Source organism: Epilithonimonas sp., from assembly GCF_032055105.1.
Taxonomy (GTDB): domain Bacteria; phylum Bacteroidota; class Bacteroidia; order Flavobacteriales; family Weeksellaceae; genus Epilithonimonas.
In genome coordinates, this window is the sequence record NZ_DAMBRK010000021.1 from 37,112 (window position 1) to 52,635 (window position 15,524).

Genomic DNA, 15,524 nt, shown 5'->3' on the forward strand with positions numbered 1-15,524 from the left:
AGTAATTAATTAATGGTTGTAATTTTGGGGAATTTCAAAACAGAAGTCTGAACCTTTCCCTTCAACAGAATTTACAAAAATCCTGCCACCGCTTCTTTTTATAATTTCGGATGAGATATAAAGTCCCAGACCAAGTCCTGGAAACGTATGTTCTTTGCTTCCGCTGACTCTGTAATATTGCTCGAAAACTCGATCTTGCTTATCCTCAGGAATGCCGATTCCAAAGTCTCTCACAGAGAAATGGACATAGTCTTGTTCTGTTAATTTTGTTGTGATTTGTATCTTGTCGGAGTCGGGAGAATATTTTATCGCATTGCTTATGAGATTAGTCATGACTTGCGAAATTCTATTTTTGTCGCCATAGATATTTCCAATTCTTTCGTTTTCCAGATAGATTCTGTGGCTTGTGCTCATCTGTTGTTCCGCAATCACTTCGTCCACGAGTTCATCAAAATCAAACTTGATAGTATTTAGAAGTATTTTGCCGTTTTGCATTTTTGTAACATCTAGCAAATCATTAATCAAGCTGGTTAATTTGTTGATTTGATCATCCATTTTCTGGGCAACATCGGCATTTTTATGATCATCCTGTTTTCTCAGGTTTTTTTCTAAAAATTGTGAATAGAGTTTAAGACTGGTGAGTGGGGTTTTGAGCTCGTGACTAGCAATTCCAAGAAAATTATCTTTCTGCTGTTGGAATTGTTTAAATTCATCAATATCTGTACAGGTGCCAATCCATTGCGTGGTGATGCCTTCTTCATTTTTGACAGGTACCGCTCTTCCCAGAAACCATTTGTAAGAATCTGGTTTTGATTTATCTCTGAAGCGGTATTCTATTTCATAAGGTGTATCGTTTTTTTGGCTTTCTGTCCATACATTTATCGCTCTTTCTACATCATCCGGATGCAGGATTTTGCGGCTTGCACTTTCTCTGGAATCTACACCTTCAAAACCTGTGAAATCATACCATCTTTTGTTGTAATAATTGATATTATTATCTTGATCCGTGGTCCAAACAATCGTAGGAATAGAATCTGTAAGATTGCGGAAACGCGCTTCGTTTTCGGCTACTTTTTGTTTTGCCAGAACAAGATCTGTTACATTCACCGCCACATTCAGGATGGCATAAGCTTCATTTTTACTGTTGAAAAGCGGTTTATAAGAGAAATTGTAGTAGAAAGTCTCTAGTTTTCCATTGATTTCCAGCATGACTTTATCTTCGGATGCGGAGTAAGTTTTACCTGTTCTTAAAACATTTTTCAGGATTTCAATAAACGGTTGACCTTCCAATTCCGGGAGTGCTTCCTCTAATTTTTTTCCGATAACATCAGCACTTTTTCCCCAGGTTTCCAGCATTTTATCATTAGCAATATCAATAATCAAATTTTCTCCTTTGTACACAGCAACAGAATAATCGGATTGTTTAATGAGGTTCTCGAATTTGACCTCGGTTTCCTGCAATTTGATTTCAGAGAGAACTTGTTCGGTGCTTTCTGTGGCTACAATGCTTACACCAATTACTTCTGTTTCTTCATCATTATAAATCGGAGAATAAACAAAATCAAAGTAACATTCTTCGGTTTTCCCATTTCTTACGAGATATGCTTTTTCTTTGTAACCTTTGTAAGCAACGCCTGTTTTCAAAACATTAAGAAGGATACCTATAAAAGGCTGACCTTCTAGTTCCGGGATGGCATCAATGATTTTTTTTCCGATGACATTGGGAGATTTTCCCCATAATTCTAAAATCTGAGGATTAGCAGCCTGGATAACGAGTTCTTCCCCCATTAGCATTGAAAGGGCAACAGGCGCCTGAATCAGAAGCTGCGCTAGCGACTCGTGGGAGATATCAGTTTTTAAAAATTTCTTCATTGTTTTGATGAATCATTAATTTTTTTCAGGAGATAAAGGCGTGTACAATTTTTGTTTTACAATGATTAGTTCAAAAAACATTTGAAAATCTGCAATCAAATTCCAAACGGGATATCGGAAAGTTAATGGTGTGTTTTTTTCGAAAATAGCGTGGCTTAACCATCCTAAACCAAATCCGAAAATAGGACAGTACCAAAGAAATCGTTCTTTCCCGGATTGTAACACATAAGATATAACCACAAATACCAGTAAAATGCCTATAAAATGAAATAACCTTGTGAGAGGTTTAGAATGTTCTGATAAATAAAATTGATAAAATTCTTTATACGTTTTGATTTTTTGAGTTTCCATTGTTTAACATATTTAGCTTGCTGTTCTTATATCCGTATAAGAAATATATAACCAGACCTATAGCAAACCAAAGACCAAACCAAAACCAGTTCTCGTGGCTCATTCCCGTCAATAGATAAAGGCAAGAACTTAGACCAATCAATGGGATTAATGAAAGATTTTTAATAAATGTAAGACCGCACAGGATAAAATTTGCAATCAAATAAAAAATAATTGCTAGTCTGAATTCGCCTTCTTTCGGGTCATTAATATTAGTTAAATTGTGGAAGAATTCTGGCTGAAAAAAGTAGAAAAATACCAATCCACCAATGAAAATTGTAGGAAAAATAATCTTCCCATTAATATAAGGCAAATGAAATCTGCCTTTGATTTTTTCTTTTGGAGGCAACATTAAAACACCACCACATACTAAAACAAATGCAAAGATAGTTCCGATACTTGTGAAATCTAGAATGAAAGTTTTATCGGTGAATAGGATAGGGATACCTACTACGATTCCTGTAACGATGGTTGCAAAAGAAGGAACTTTGTTCTTGCTGTGAACTTCTTGGAATTTCTTTGGTAAAAGTCCGTCTCTCGACATTGCCATCCAGATTCTCGGTTGCCCCATTTGGAACACCAAAAGAACTGTTGTAATCGCAACAATTGCAATCAAAGCGACTACAAATTCCATCCAAGGAAGGTTGAGATTGCTCTTGTCAAAAACAAATGACAACGGGTCTCCAATCCCATCAAATCTTTTATAATCTACTAATCCTGTTAAAACTAAAGTCAGAATAATATAAATCACAGTACAAAGTCCAAGAGAAATAAGCATTCCTTTCGGAAGGTCTTTTTGAGGATTTTTGGTCTCTTCTGACAGAACAGAAATGGCATCAAATCCGATATAAGCAAAGAAAACACCTGAAACTGCGGACATTACTCCCGCAAATCCATTAGGCATAAAAGAACCTGATGTTGCTGTATCATTGGTCGGGAACCAGTTTCCTGTATTCACATAACCTACACCAACTGCGATTACCAAAAGAATGACAAACAACTTCAGAATTACAAAAAAGTTGTTGAAGTTCTTACTTTCCTTGATTCCTTGATAACAAAGCCAAGTGATTAATCCATTAATAACCAAAGCAGGAATATCAACAATGATTTTCAATCCGCCTATAATTGGTGCAGATTTCCAAGCGTTGATGAGTTCTCCGTTTGTTGAATTATTGAGGAAAGCTTTTTTAGCTTCGGTATAACTACAGGTAAAATAATCAGGAATATGAACCCCGATTCTTTCTATAAAACTGGTGAAATAATCTGACCACGAGAATGCTACATAAATATTTCCGAAAGAATATTCCATAATCAGAGCCCAACCGATAACCCAAGCAATCAACTCTCCGAAACTGGCATAAGCATAGGTGTAAGCACTTCCTGCAGTAGGGATTCTGCTTGCAAATTCGGCATAACATAAGGCTGTAAAAGCGCAGGCAAAACCACAAATCAGATATAAAACAATAACGCCGGGTCCTCCACGGAAAATAGCTTCTCCCAAACTGCTGAAACTTCCTGCTCCAATAATGGCGGCAATCCCAAAAAATACAATGTCCCAAGTTCCAAGAACTCTATTAAGTTGTCCCGAATCTGCATTCTCTGCGTAGTGTTTTCTTCTGAAAAGTGAACTCATCTAAGTTATTAATTTTGGTCAAAGAAACAAATGTAATGAAAATTTGATGGTTTTGTTAAAAAAATGTTAATCACAATGCTATTTTTTAATATTGTAATAAGTTATAGTCACGAAGAATAATGGTCTTATATTTTGTGTTTTTGGTATAATTAAGAAAAATGGATTGTAACATTAATATGAAAAGAATTATTTACATCATTAGTATTTTATTCATATGATTATTAGATGCTCAGACTCATAGATTTTTTATGAATTGGAGTACAAATCAGATTCCTTGAAAGGAGATTTGCTGTTTTTGAGTTAGAAAATAAACTTAAGAATATCAAGTTTAACATTAGATTATTACTTCAAAAATACTGAATTAAGAAAACATGCAATTTATAATGGTCTAGAAAAAAGACCGCTTCTATGTAAAACAGCTCTTCCTTCTGTTGCATTAATTTTATCGCCTGCGAACATCTTTTCAATAGCTTCCTGAAGTTTCATTTCATTTGCTAATTCAAGCAATAAATCAAATGTTTCTTTTGTGATTCTGTTCTTTGAATAATTGAACAAAATATCATTCCATAAGATAGAAAAGAAGAAAATCGTTGTGGATCTTTTGAAAATAAATCCTTAATCTGCACATCTTTTGTGTCCTCGAAATGTGATGCAAGATTCTGAAATGCTTGCGTATTTTTTAATTGAACTGATGGTAACATATATTTTTAATTTGTAATACAAACCCACCTCTAATCATAGGCGTTTATGCTACCAAGTTAAGTCTATGTATTATACATTTGTACCAATTGTTGTTGCAGATTTGTTGGGGTTTCATCCAATTTTGCACGCACAAACTTATTCAACGCTGCTGGCGAATTGAATCCAAGTTCAAAAGCAATTTCTTTATGAGAATAACTGGATAGTAACAGCAATTGTTTGATCTCGTTCATTATTCTTGCGTGAATGGTTTCAATAGAAGTTAAACCTGCAGCTTTCTTCGTTATTTCATTTAATTTCTTTGGTGAAATAAGTAGTTTTTCAGCGTACCAACTAACCATTCGTTCCGTTTTATAATGGCGTTCCAACAATTCAAGAAATTTTCCATAAAGTCTGGTATTCTCATTTGTTACTTTATCTTTATCCCATTTTGTATGTGCAAACTCCACTAATTTCAACAATGTTATCTTGATAAAAAATCGTGCTTGCTCTTTTTTGACAGAGGTTAGGTCATCATACAACTTTTCAATTTGTTCCAATAACATTTGTACTTCATTTGTTTCGGCAACGGGTAATTCAATATGGTTTAGCTTAACGGATATATTGTGATTGTAAATACTTAACTCATTTTTTAAAATATCTGAACAGAATAATACTTCATCAAATAAAATCATTTTTCCATCAAAATCATCACTGATTTGTTCTTTTGAGGATAATTGACCAGGAAATATAATGCTTATGCAATTTTCACTGACATCATAACGACGATCTTCTACTTGCATTTTCATACTTCCTTTTTTAACAAACAGAAGACAAAAATGGTCTTTTGTATGAGGATTTCGATATTGCTCCATATCCTCTTTATCCAAATCAAAAATATGAAAAGGCGAGATTGGCCTTTCAGAATTATGCTGTATATCTTTAAGATAATGTGTAAACATATTGTAGTTTTTCTTTTTGCTAATCAATCGTTATTGCTCAAATATTTTGCCGCTTTTTCGTCCACTAAAAACAAAAGTTCTCCTATTGTGGGTTTTAATAATTGCGATGGATAGAGGGACGGATTATAATCTCCTTCCAACACTTCTTTCAAGGCATCAGCCTTAGCATCGCCAAAAGTTAACACGATTATTTTTTTTGCTTTGTTTAAAAAAGGAGCTGTAAGAGTGATCCTATACATTTGCTGTGCATCTAAATAATAAGCAGCAACCCATTTTTCTTTTTCCTCAAGAACGGCAGTTCCAGGAAATAATGAAGCAGTGTGTCCATCACTTCCCATCCCCAAAAGAATAAAATCCATTATTCCATCATCTCCAAGTTTTTCATGTAAAAGTGTATTGTAAGTTGATGCAAAATCTTCGGGCTTTACACCATCTGCATACATTGGAAAAACATTAGATGACAGTACAGGAACATTTTGTAAAAGTGTTTCTTGTGACATTTTAGCATTGCTTAGCTCATTATCTAAAGGAACCCATCTTTCATCTCCCCAAAAAACAAGAACTTTAGTCCAGTCAATTTGATTTTTGTATTGATCCTCGGACAAAAGTTTGTATAGCCCTTCTGGCGAAGATCCTCCCGTTAAAGCAACTGTAAAAAAGCCTTTTTGATCTATTGCATCACAAGCGGCAGCTACAAATAATTGTGCTGCCGTTTTAAATATTTCTTCCGTTGATGATTGTATATTAAGCACCTTTTTTGGTTTTCAATGTTTCATTAGAATTACTCAGCCAAGTATGTCCTTGTCTCTTCAACAATTCATCTGCTGCTTCTGGCCCTGAGCTTCCAGCAGGATAAGTTACCATTTTTGACACGCTTCCATTTTCCCATGCTGTTTGAATATTCGCAATAACATCCCAAGCTTCTTCCACTTGATCAGAACGCATAAAAAGTGTTGAATCTCCATCTAGAGCGTCCAACAATAACGTCTCGTAAGCTTCCGGTGTATCTGGTGCACATTCAAAATAATCGAATACCATTTCAGCAGGTTTCAGTTTCATGTCAAGCCCTGGCTTTTTCGTCATAAATGATAAATTGATATCCATTTCAGGTTGAATATTGATGGTTAATTTATTGGGTTGCATTTTTTTTATTCCATCCTGAAAAGTAGAACAAGGTACTTCTTTAAAACTGATTACAATAGAAGATTCTTTTTTGGACATACGTTTTCCTGTGCGCATATAGAACGGAACACCTTTCCAACGCTCATTATCAACATAAAATTTCATGGCAACATAAGTTTCTGTATTTGAGTTTGGATTAACTCCTGGCTCTGTCAAATAGCCTAATTTCTTTTTACCATCAATCTCGCCTTCTGTATATTGTGCTCTAACCGTATAATGGTTGATGTCTTCTAAATTGATTCTTCTCACACTTTTTAAGACATCTACTTTTCGGTTTCTGATTTCTGTAGATTCAAATGCAGTTGGTGGTTCCATAGCTACCATACAAAGAATCTGCATTAAATGGTTTTGGATCATATCTCGCAATGCTCCCGAACCGTCATAATAACCTCCACGATCTTCAACACCTACGGTTTCCGCCACAGTAATCTGCACAGAATCGATATATTTATTATTCCAAAGTGGTTCGAAAATAGTGTTACCAAAACGGAACGCTAAAATGTTCTGTACATTTTCTTTACCCAAATAATGGTCAATTCTGTAGATTTGCTCTTCTTTGAACGTTTTTGCTAACATTGCATTAAGCGCCACAGCCGAATCTTTATCGTATCCAAAAGGCTTTTCGATAATCATGCGATCTTGATTCATATTATTAGCCAAGCCATTTTCTTTAAGGCTTTTTGAAACTTTTTCAATAAAGCTTGGCGCTACCGAAAGGTAAAAAAGACGGTTGGCTCTGGCACCTAATTTAGCATCTATGCCGTCAAGTTGATTTTTCAACTGAATGAAAGATTCTTCTTGTGTAATATCGAATCTGACAAATTTGATTTTTTCTTTGAATTGATTCCATTTCTCTTCAGAAAAGTTCTTGATTCTCGAAAAATCGTTGATATTTTCTAAAATATAATTTCTGAATTCTTCCTGAGTATGTTCTGTTCTTCCTAAAGAAAGAAGTTCAAAATCTTCTGGCATCCAACCGTCCAAAAACAGATTAAAAAATGCAGGAAATAATTTTCTTTTTGCTAAATCTCCCGTTGCGCCAAAAATGACAATAGAAGTTGGTTTTTTATCATTATTTTTCATTTGATTTATTTTTTACGATTCCCAACGGGTGTGGAATATTCCATCTTTGTCAATTCTTTCATACGTGTGTGCTCCAAAGAAATCACGTTGCGCTTGAATAAGATTGGTTGGCAATTTTTCAGAACGATAAGCATCAAAATAAGATAATGCGTTCATCCATGCAGAAGCTGGAGTTCCATTTTGAATAGTGTTTTTCAAAACATTACGAATACTGCTTTGTGTTGTAATCAGTTTTTCTGCAATGTGCTTATCGAGCATTACGTTTGGTAAATCGGATTCTGTTGCAAATGCTTGTCTAAAATCTTCTAATAAAATGGCTCTAATAATACATCCTCCTCTCCAAATTTTACATATTGTTTCTAAATTCAAATCGTATCCATAGATTTCAGAAGCAATTTTAAGTTGAGCTAATCCTTGTGCATAAGTGGTTATAATGGCAAAGTACAGTCCTTTTTTCAAATCATCTAAATTTGCATTACTGATATTTTCTTCATTATTCCATTTTAATAAAGCTGAAGCCTGTATTCTTTCGAGTTTGTATATAGACATATCTCTCATATTTACAGCAGCATCAATAACTGGAACCGGAACCTGTAAATCCATTGCATTTTGTGAAGTCCATTTTCCTGTTCCTTTAGACTTAGCCCAGTCTGAAATTAAATCAACCAAATGTTCATCACCTTCTTTTTGCTTCAAAATATCAGCTGTAATTTCAATAAGGAAAGAGTTTAATTCTTCTTTATTCCATTGTTCAAATAATTGTTGAATGGTTTCATGATCCAAATGATAAACATTTTTCATCATATCATAGGTTTCTGCAATAAGCTGCATAATTCCATATTCTATACCGTTATGCACCATTTTTACATAATTTCCAGCAGATCCGTTGCCTAAAAATTCTACACAAGGTTCACCATCTACTTTTGCAGCTATGGCTTCGAAGATTGGACGTAAACGTTCGTAAGCTATCTTATCTCCTCCGGGCATCATGCTTGGGCCTCTTCTTGCCCCACTTTCTCCGCCAGAAATACCCATTCCGAAAAAATGGATTCCTTTTGAAGAAAGCTCTTTATATCTTCTGTCTGTATCTGTAAAATACGTGTTTCCTCCGTCAATAATAATATCGCCTTCGTCCAAAAATGGAAGCAATGTTTTAATTGCTCCATCTACTGGAGCACCAGCCGGAACTAATAGCATTATAGCTCTTGGTTGTTCTAAGGACTTTACAAAGTCTTCTGGTTTAACAGTTGCAAAAACAGAATGACCTTCCTGAGCTTCTGCCTGTAATGAATCTGCTTTTTCTTGATCCAAATCTAAACCTGCTACAGCAAACCCATGGTCAGCCATATTGAGCAATAGATTTCTGCCCATAACACCTAAACCAACTATACCGAAATTATATGTGATCATTTTCTAAGTTTTTTATTAATATCAATTACTAACAAACTAATTGAAATATTAACCATTCTGAATTTAAAATCCCACACTAAAATTAATCCTTATTTTAATATGCAGAGATTGAAAAAAGAGAATTTATATCATCAAAAGCATAGAACAAGGTCTTCCCTACAATAATAGAGAAGACTTTGATGGTGAGTTAATAGCAAATTATGCCATTATTGCTTCTTTTAAAGCTTTTGCAGCTGCGGCAGGATTTTCTGCACCATAGATTGCTCCACCAGCTACTGCTACTGCAGCACCAGCAGCTACGACATCTTTTATTGTGTTGATGTTAACACCCCCAGCGATTGAGAAAGGAACTTGAGCTTCTCTACCTTCGCTGATTAATTTTTGTACATTATAACCTGGTAATGCTTGTTCATCTAAACCAGCGTGTAATTCCACAAACTCTACTCCAAAAGCAGTTACTTCTTTAGCACGTTGTACACGATTCTTAACACCGATTGTATCTACTACTACTTTTTTACCCGCTTTTTTCGCAGCTTCTATAGCGCCAATAATTGTTGCATCATCTACAGCACCCATTACGGTTACTAAGTCTGCTCCAGCATTGAATGCCATTTCTGCTTCTAATGCACCTGTATCAGCAGTTTTAAGGTCTGCGAATACCAGTTTATTTGGATGAGCGGCCTTCATTGCTGTGATTACTTTAAGACCTTCTGCCTTGATTAATGGAGTACCTAACTCAATGATATCTACATAAGGTGCTACTTTTTCTGCCAATTCTAAGGCTGCTTCAGTAGTTAATAAGTCAATTGCTACTTGTAATTTAGTCATGATATAAAATTTAAAAATTTAAAAATTTAATTGTATTTTAATTATTCGAGATTGGCATGTTTCGGCCAAAGATTTTCTTTTGTTAATCCTGATTTCTGCCATAGCGTCATAAAGACTGCGTCTAAAATCAACAAAACAGATTGTTCAAATAAGCTACCTGCATATTGCTCAGAAGCAGATGTACCGAAATCGGTTTTTACAGCTGCTTTAATGGCTATTATTTGATCTGATAGAGTTGCGATTTTACTATGTTCATCTGCTGTAATTGCAATTACTGTGGCATTTTGTTTTTTAGCTTTTTCTGTAGCAAGCACAAGGGTTGATGTTGTGCCAGAACCGGAACCGACTATAAGCAGATCATTTTCTAAAATAGCCGGTGTTGTAGTTTCTCCCACTACATGCACTTCAAATCCAAGGTGCATAAACCTCATAGCTGCCATTTTTAATGCTAATCCAGTACGTCCAGCTCCTATAAAAAATATACGTTTTGCTTGCTTAATATGATTTTCAAGCAACGATAGAGATTCTGGATTCAGAAGAGTTGAGATTTCTTCATTTTCAATCAGGATCTTTTTTAAATTGTCGATTGTAGTATTCACTTGTTCCATTTTTAGCTTTTAGAAGAACTTTAATAATTATTTCTTCTAATTTGATAATGCAAAGTTATACTTCCCAATTCTCCTGATATTATACAAATAATATTATATAATATACATTTGCGACCATCTAACATTTACCTATTGGATAACGTACAACAACTTCCAACTAAGTATTGCTCTTTTATAAACCGCTGTATAGTAACAGTTTTAACCGTTTTACTTATTTTTGCTTTATCTAATATTTTTTTTGAAAAATTTTTATTTCAACTGGGAGACAATTTTAATGGATGGTATACTTATATAGGTTCGTTAAAATTCCATTTTCCTAAGCTTACCAATTTCAATGCAATCATCGCTGTGATAGTTTTGGCTAAAGAATTAACAATAAAATTAGAGTTGTGTGAGATATTAGTTCCTTCAGAGTTTACATTTGGAGTCAATAATTCTTTTGTTTGCAATTTAGGATGATAAAAATATGAGTGAGATTTTAAGACGTCAAATTGAGAAAATTACACCATTAACTGACCAGGAGTTCGAGTATATCCTGTCTCATTTTACCTTGAAAAAATTTAAAAAGCATCAGATTTTAATTCAAGAAGGAGATACCGTACAAAATGATTATTTTGTGATGAATGGTTTGTTAAAAGCTTCTTACCTGAATAAAGAAGGGAAAGAGCACATCATGCAATTTGCAATGGAAGATTGGTGGATTACCGATTATCAAGCATATTTTAATCAAACGGAAGCTACTTTTACCATTGATGCATTAGAATCTACCGAAGTACTTACTTTGTCTCTCTATAACCGAGAAAAACTCTGTGCAGATATGCATAAAATAGAACATTTTTTCAGGAAAAGGTCTAATAATGGTTATATCGCGCTCCAAAGAAGGATTTTGTCTCTGCTGAATAGCAATGCCAAAGAACGCTACGAACAATTTATTTCTCAATATCCTACACTTTTACAACGATTGGCCAAAACTTTAATTGCTTCATATTTAGGTGTTTCCAGAGAAACTTTGAGTCGGCTTTCGGTGTAATGTGATGTAGGTCACAAAAAAGTTGTGAGGTAGGTCCTGTTGTTTGTGTGGAGCTGCATTTACCTTTGCACTATCAAATAATTAAAAATCAATAGTAAAATGAATCACAAAAAGTTTTTATCCAAGATTATTTTCTTTACGGGTTGTATTCTTTTTTTAGGGATTAATATGATCAATGCACAAACAATTAAATCTAACAAAATGAGTAAAAAAGTATTATTGGTGGTAACGAGCCACGGCGAATTAGGAAACACTGGTGAATCTACCGGTTATTATTTAGGTGAAGTTACGCATCCTTGGGCTGTATTAGTAGATGCTGGTTACGAAATAGATTTCGTGAGTCCAAAAGGTGGAAAACCGCCGTATTACGGAAATACTCCAGATGATAAGGTTAATGAAAGATTTTTGGCAGATGAATATTATCAAAATAAAATTCAGAACACCATGACGCCTTCAGAAGTAAATCCTGATAAATATGTAGGGATTCTTTATGCTGGAGGTCACGGTACGATGTGGGATTTTGCAGATAATGAAGAATTGGCAGTAATCGCACAAAAAATCTACGAAAAAAATGGAATCGTAAGTGCGGTTTGTCACGGTCCTGCCGGATTGGTGAACATTAAACTCAGCAATGGAAAATACTTGGTAGATGGCAAAAAAATCAATGCTTTCACCAACGAAGAAGAAGCTGCTGTGAAATTAGATGAAGTGGTTCCATTTAGATTAGAATCTAAATTAATAGAACGCGGAGCCAAGTTTGAAAAATCTGGTTTATGGCAAACTCACGTTACCGTAGACGAAAGAGTGGTAACAGGACAAAATCCTCAATCTGCTCATGCAGTTGGCGAAGCTGTTTTAGAAGAACTTAAAAAACTATAATAGTTAACAATACAAAAGAGACTGTTTTTTCAGTCTCTTTTTTTTGTGCTAAATTGAAATTTTATTCGAATAATCAAGATAAATCTTGTATACATAGCAAAGGTTCAACCTCTCACAAAACTATATAAAAAAAATGGAGCAGGGGAGATGCCTGGCTACATTTAACGGTATTAAAAATTGGTGTTCGATTGCTTACTTTACTGCTAGTAGATCTACCATTTCAAGTACAGGTTCTTTAGCAAGTAATTCAGAAGCATTGGCCATTAAAGCCTTTGCAATCTCACCATTCAAGTGAGCATCTCTTGCATCTGTAGTTTCGAACGTATCGAATATACCAAAAGTAGAAGGGCCAATTTGTAAAGCATACCATCTTACGGTTCCTGGCTCACCTTCGGCAAGCGGTAACGCAGACTTTAGGAATTCCAATACGTCATTTTCTTTACCCGGTTTTGCTTCTACTCTTGCTAATATTGCAAACTTTTCCATAATATAAAATTTTTGGTGTTATTAAGAGTATTCTTCAACTCTTTATAACAAAAATAAGTTTTCCTTATCAAAATAAAAATTCAAAAGATGTTAAATAACGTTAATGTTAATCATCGAAAATTAGCAAATTTTCTAATGTTCTCTCTCATTAGAATTTATTCATCATAAATATTTCATCCGATTGCTTGGAGAGTTTAACGTTATTTTAGAAAGTTACTAAAAATAAAACGACCCAAAAAAGAGATTTTTCTAGAAGTCTTCTGTAAATCTCTAAAATCCTTCGTCGATAAACCCATAATACTGAAAAAGCTCCCGAAGCTGCAGCCTATCCTGAGCGAAACCGAAGGGTTCAACAGGGTTTTCATGGTTCGTGCTTTCTAATTCATTCCCAGTTTTTCCTCCTGTAAATCGAGCATTTTTAAATGTTTACGTATAATTTCTTCATCCAGCAGAATTTCCTCACGGTTTTTGGAGATCAGCCATTCGCGCTGCTGGTTTATGATATCCAGGTAAATTTCACGGTATTCCGGAAAATTCAGAATAACTTCCGAACTGTTCACACGGTTTTCCCAGATTTGCAACTGATCCTGTAACGCCGGGAATTTTTCAAGTTTTTCAAAATGGGTATCCCGGATTCTCTTCACTCCTATTTTTGCAAGTTCGTTCCGGATTTCATTATCGATTTCCTTTTCAGAGCGGGTAAAATCAGGATCCTGAACTTTGAATTTTTTGATGAGAAAAGGCAGCGTCAATCCCTGAACCACCAAAGTAAGCAGGATGACCACGAAAGTGATAAATAAAATCAAGTTCCTGTGCGGAAAGGGTGTTCCATCCTGCAATGTCAGCGGAATTGAAAGTGCAGCAGCCAGTGAAACCACGCCGCGCATTCCCGTCCAACCAATTAAAGCAGGTACTTTCCAGCCTGGATTTTGTCGGTCGGCAACAGTGATGAAGTTACGCATAATCATCGTGATCAATACGGCGCCATAAGCCGCAACGATTCTTGTTATCATCAGAATAACTGTAATCAAAACGCCATAACCGAATGCTGTGAACCAGTCTGTTTCAAGCCCTGAAACAATCTGTGGAAGGTCGAGACCAATCATCATAAAAACAATACCATTCAGCAAAAAAACCAAACTGCTCCAGACATTCAGTGTCCCCAAACGCGATGAGGTAGCCAGAAACGAATGACTTCTGTTAGAAAGCAACAAACCACCAGAAACTACAGCCAGAACACCGGACGCGTGAAGCTCTTCCGCTACCAGATACATGAAGAACGGCGCCACGAGTGTGAGCACGATATCGATATTGGCGTCAGTTGGCAACAAGCGGTGCATCTTCATAAAGAAAAATCCTAAAAGGATTCCGATTCCAGCACCACCGATACACATCCACACGAAACTAAGGGCAGCTTCATGCCAGATGAATTGTCCTGTCGCAACGGCAATCATTGCAAAGCGGAAAATAATCAATGATGAAGCATCGTTCAGCAAACTTTCACCTTCAAGAATCGAAGAATACCGTTTCGGAATTTTTACAAATTTCAAAATCGCACCAGCACTTACGGCATCCGGCGGCGAAACTATTCCACCCAAAAGAAAACCCAGCGCCAGCGAAAAACCAGGAATAAAATGATTGGCGACAAAAGCTACAACCAAAGAGGTGATAAACACCACCACAAAAGCAAAACTGACCACAATCCTGCGCCAGCGCCACAATTCTTTCCACGAAGTCGCCCAGGCAGCTTCATACAAAAGTGGCGGCAGGAATATAAAAAATATCAGTTCAGGTTCTATATGAATTATAGGCGTGCCGGGAATAAAACTGATGCCCAGACCGGCCAGGACCAGCAAAACCGGATATGCAACTTTTATTTTTTTGGAAAGCATCACCAGCAAAACGATGATGATCACCAGGATCAGGTAAAATGTGAGATTCTCCAGCATTTAGTTTTTAGATTTTATGATTAAAGAAGTTTCTCGAAAGCTTTTCTTTCACTGCCTGCCAGGTAAACCTCGCCACAATAAGTATAGCCTAGTTTTTTGAGTATTTGAAGCATGGCTGCGTTATCAAAATTCGTGTCCACTTTTTGCTGACTATTTACAAACCCATCTGCTCCGATTTTATTTTTTAGTTCTTCTTCTCGGATGTTTTTATAATTCATAGTGCTTATTTGCCTAATTATGTTTTTTTTGTAAGACAAAAATAATTTTTTAAAACTAATGAAATGTGAATAATGTGCTTTTTAAAAATGAAAAAACGTCACTTTGTGAAACTTGATATTTTTTATGCGGTTTGTTTGAAAGGGTGTCGCCTAACGTAAAAAGTATTAGCGAAGTGCGGGATTTCGAAGAACTAAAAGTTCTATGAAAATCAAACGTAGCGAATGCTTTTTCAATCGAACTAAATTAATAAAAAATACCCTTTGTGCATTTAGCATAAATTAATTTTTATTTTGTTTAAACTTCTTTTGAATATAA

16 protein-coding genes are annotated in these 15,524 nt (G+C 35.3%); 2 read left to right on the forward strand and 14 right to left on the reverse strand.

Going from position 1 to position 15,524, the window contains the following annotated elements:
• Positions 1 to 9: 9 nt before the first annotated feature.
• The 11 genes from RTY06_RS14825 to RTY06_RS14875 form a co-directional block, all read right to left on the reverse strand.
• Complete coding sequence (locus tag RTY06_RS14825; RefSeq protein ID WP_312825752.1) at positions 10 to 1,872, reverse strand: ATP-binding protein; 1,863 nt, start codon at positions 1,870 to 1,872, stop codon at positions 10 to 12.
• Positions 1,873 to 1,887: 15 nt separating this feature from the next.
• Positions 1,888 to 2,223, reverse strand: a complete 336-nt coding sequence (locus RTY06_RS14830; protein WP_312825753.1) for a DUF962 domain-containing protein — start codon at positions 2,221 to 2,223, stop codon at positions 1,888 to 1,890.
• Complete coding sequence (locus RTY06_RS14835) at positions 2,195 to 3,895, reverse strand: amino acid permease (RefSeq protein WP_312825754.1); 1,701 nt, start codon at positions 3,893 to 3,895, stop codon at positions 2,195 to 2,197. The genes RTY06_RS14830 and RTY06_RS14835 overlap by 29 nt, the downstream gene beginning before the upstream one ends.
• A 378-nt stretch (positions 3,896 to 4,273) precedes the next feature.
• Positions 4,274 to 4,450 (reverse strand): hypothetical protein, encoded by a 177-nt coding sequence (locus RTY06_RS14840; protein WP_312825755.1) that lies wholly within the window; start codon positions 4,448 to 4,450, stop codon positions 4,274 to 4,276.
• Between the two features lie 209 nt (positions 4,451 to 4,659).
• Positions 4,660 to 5,535 (reverse strand): helix-turn-helix transcriptional regulator, encoded by an 876-nt coding sequence (locus RTY06_RS14845; protein ID WP_312825756.1) that lies wholly within the window; start codon positions 5,533 to 5,535, stop codon positions 4,660 to 4,662.
• Between the two features lie 23 nt (positions 5,536 to 5,558).
• A complete protein-coding gene (gene pgl / locus RTY06_RS14850; protein WP_312825757.1) occupies positions 5,559 to 6,287 on the reverse strand; it encodes a 6-phosphogluconolactonase in 729 nt (242 codons plus the stop codon).
• The gene (gene zwf / locus RTY06_RS14855; RefSeq protein WP_312825758.1) at positions 6,280 to 7,800 is read right to left on the reverse strand and encodes a glucose-6-phosphate dehydrogenase; all 1,521 of its coding nucleotides are present in this window, start codon (positions 7,798 to 7,800) and stop codon (positions 6,280 to 6,282) included. Before zwf ends, pgl begins: the two co-directional genes overlap by 8 nt.
• A gap of 12 nt (positions 7,801 to 7,812) precedes the next feature.
• Positions 7,813 to 9,210 carry an NADP-dependent phosphogluconate dehydrogenase gene (gndA, locus tag RTY06_RS14860; RefSeq protein WP_312825759.1) on the reverse strand — a complete coding sequence of 466 codons (1,398 nt, stop codon included), beginning with the start codon at positions 9,208 to 9,210 and terminating at the stop codon, positions 7,813 to 7,815.
• 198 nt (positions 9,211 to 9,408) lie between these two features.
• Positions 9,409 to 10,038, reverse strand: coding sequence for a 3-hexulose-6-phosphate synthase (hxlA, locus tag RTY06_RS14865; RefSeq protein WP_312825760.1), 630 nt, complete (start codon positions 10,036 to 10,038; stop codon positions 9,409 to 9,411).
• A 41-nt stretch (positions 10,039 to 10,079) separates the two neighbouring features.
• Positions 10,080 to 10,646, reverse strand: a complete 567-nt coding sequence (hxlB, locus tag RTY06_RS14870; RefSeq protein ID WP_312825761.1) for a 6-phospho-3-hexuloisomerase — start codon at positions 10,644 to 10,646, stop codon at positions 10,080 to 10,082.
• 287 nt (positions 10,647 to 10,933) lie between these two features.
• Positions 10,934 to 11,095 (reverse strand): hypothetical protein, encoded by a 162-nt coding sequence (locus tag RTY06_RS14875; RefSeq protein WP_312825762.1) that lies wholly within the window; start codon positions 11,093 to 11,095, stop codon positions 10,934 to 10,936.
• A gap of 17 nt (positions 11,096 to 11,112) precedes the next feature.
• On the opposite strand from RTY06_RS14875, the gene RTY06_RS14880 reads away from it, so the two are divergent.
• Together RTY06_RS14880 and RTY06_RS14885 are read left to right on the forward strand one after the other, a co-directional pair.
• Positions 11,113 to 11,676: a Crp/Fnr family transcriptional regulator gene (locus RTY06_RS14880; RefSeq protein ID WP_312825763.1), complete on the forward strand. Its 564-nt coding sequence runs from the start codon at positions 11,113 to 11,115 to the stop codon at positions 11,674 to 11,676.
• A gap of 201 nt (positions 11,677 to 11,877) precedes the next feature.
• On the forward strand, positions 11,878 to 12,555 hold the full coding sequence (locus RTY06_RS14885; RefSeq protein WP_312825764.1) for a type 1 glutamine amidotransferase domain-containing protein: 678 nt from the start codon (positions 11,878 to 11,880) through the stop codon (positions 12,553 to 12,555).
• A 192-nt stretch (positions 12,556 to 12,747) separates the two neighbouring features.
• Here the strand turns inward: RTY06_RS14885 and RTY06_RS14890 are convergent, their stop codons facing one another.
• The 3 genes from RTY06_RS14890 to RTY06_RS16230 all read right to left on the reverse strand — a co-directional run bounded on the left by RTY06_RS14890 (position 12,748) and on the right by RTY06_RS16230 (position 15,208).
• The gene (locus RTY06_RS14890; RefSeq protein WP_078797893.1) at positions 12,748 to 13,041 is read right to left on the reverse strand and encodes a putative quinol monooxygenase; all 294 of its coding nucleotides are present in this window, start codon (positions 13,039 to 13,041) and stop codon (positions 12,748 to 12,750) included.
• A 377-nt stretch (positions 13,042 to 13,418) separates the two neighbouring features.
• A complete protein-coding gene (locus tag RTY06_RS14895; RefSeq protein WP_312825765.1) occupies positions 13,419 to 14,990 on the reverse strand; it encodes a Na+/H+ antiporter in 1,572 nt (523 codons plus the stop codon).
• Positions 14,991 to 15,010: 20 nt separating this feature from the next.
• Positions 15,011 to 15,208: a hypothetical protein gene (locus RTY06_RS16230; protein ID WP_409450858.1), complete on the reverse strand. Its 198-nt coding sequence runs from the start codon at positions 15,206 to 15,208 to the stop codon at positions 15,011 to 15,013.
• Positions 15,209 to 15,524: the final 316 nt, after the last annotated feature.

Coding starts and splice junctions, on each gene's coding strand:
- RTY06_RS14825 (WP_312825752.1), bottom strand. CDS start 1,872: ATGAAGAAATTTTTAAAAACTGATATCTCCCACGAGTCGCTAGCGCAG.
- RTY06_RS14830 (WP_312825753.1), bottom strand. CDS start 2,223: ATGGAAACTCAAAAAATCAAAACGTATAAAGAATTTTATCAATTTTAT.
- RTY06_RS14835 (WP_312825754.1), bottom strand. CDS start 3,895: ATGAGTTCACTTTTCAGAAGAAAACACTACGCAGAGAATGCAGATTCG.
- RTY06_RS14845 (WP_312825756.1), bottom strand. CDS start 5,535: ATGTTTACACATTATCTTAAAGATATACAGCATAATTCTGAAAGGCCA.
- zwf (WP_312825758.1), bottom strand. CDS start 7,800: ATGAAAAATAATGATAAAAAACCAACTTCTATTGTCATTTTTGGCGCA.
- gndA (WP_312825759.1), bottom strand. CDS start 9,210: ATGATCACATATAATTTCGGTATAGTTGGTTTAGGTGTTATGGGCAGA.
- hxlA (WP_312825760.1), bottom strand. CDS start 10,038: ATGACTAAATTACAAGTAGCAATTGACTTATTAACTACTGAAGCAGCC.
- hxlB (WP_312825761.1), bottom strand. CDS start 10,646: ATGGAACAAGTGAATACTACAATCGACAATTTAAAAAAGATCCTGATT.
- RTY06_RS14880 (WP_312825763.1), top strand. CDS start 11,113: ATGAGTGAGATTTTAAGACGTCAAATTGAGAAAATTACACCATTAACT.
- RTY06_RS14885 (WP_312825764.1), top strand. CDS start 11,878: ATGAGTAAAAAAGTATTATTGGTGGTAACGAGCCACGGCGAATTAGGA.
- RTY06_RS14890 (WP_078797893.1), bottom strand. CDS start 13,041: ATGGAAAAGTTTGCAATATTAGCAAGAGTAGAAGCAAAACCGGGTAAA.
- RTY06_RS14895 (WP_312825765.1), bottom strand. CDS start 14,990: ATGCTGGAGAATCTCACATTTTACCTGATCCTGGTGATCATCATCGTT.
- RTY06_RS16230 (WP_409450858.1), bottom strand. CDS start 15,208: ATGAATTATAAAAACATCCGAGAAGAAGAACTAAAAAATAAAATCGGA.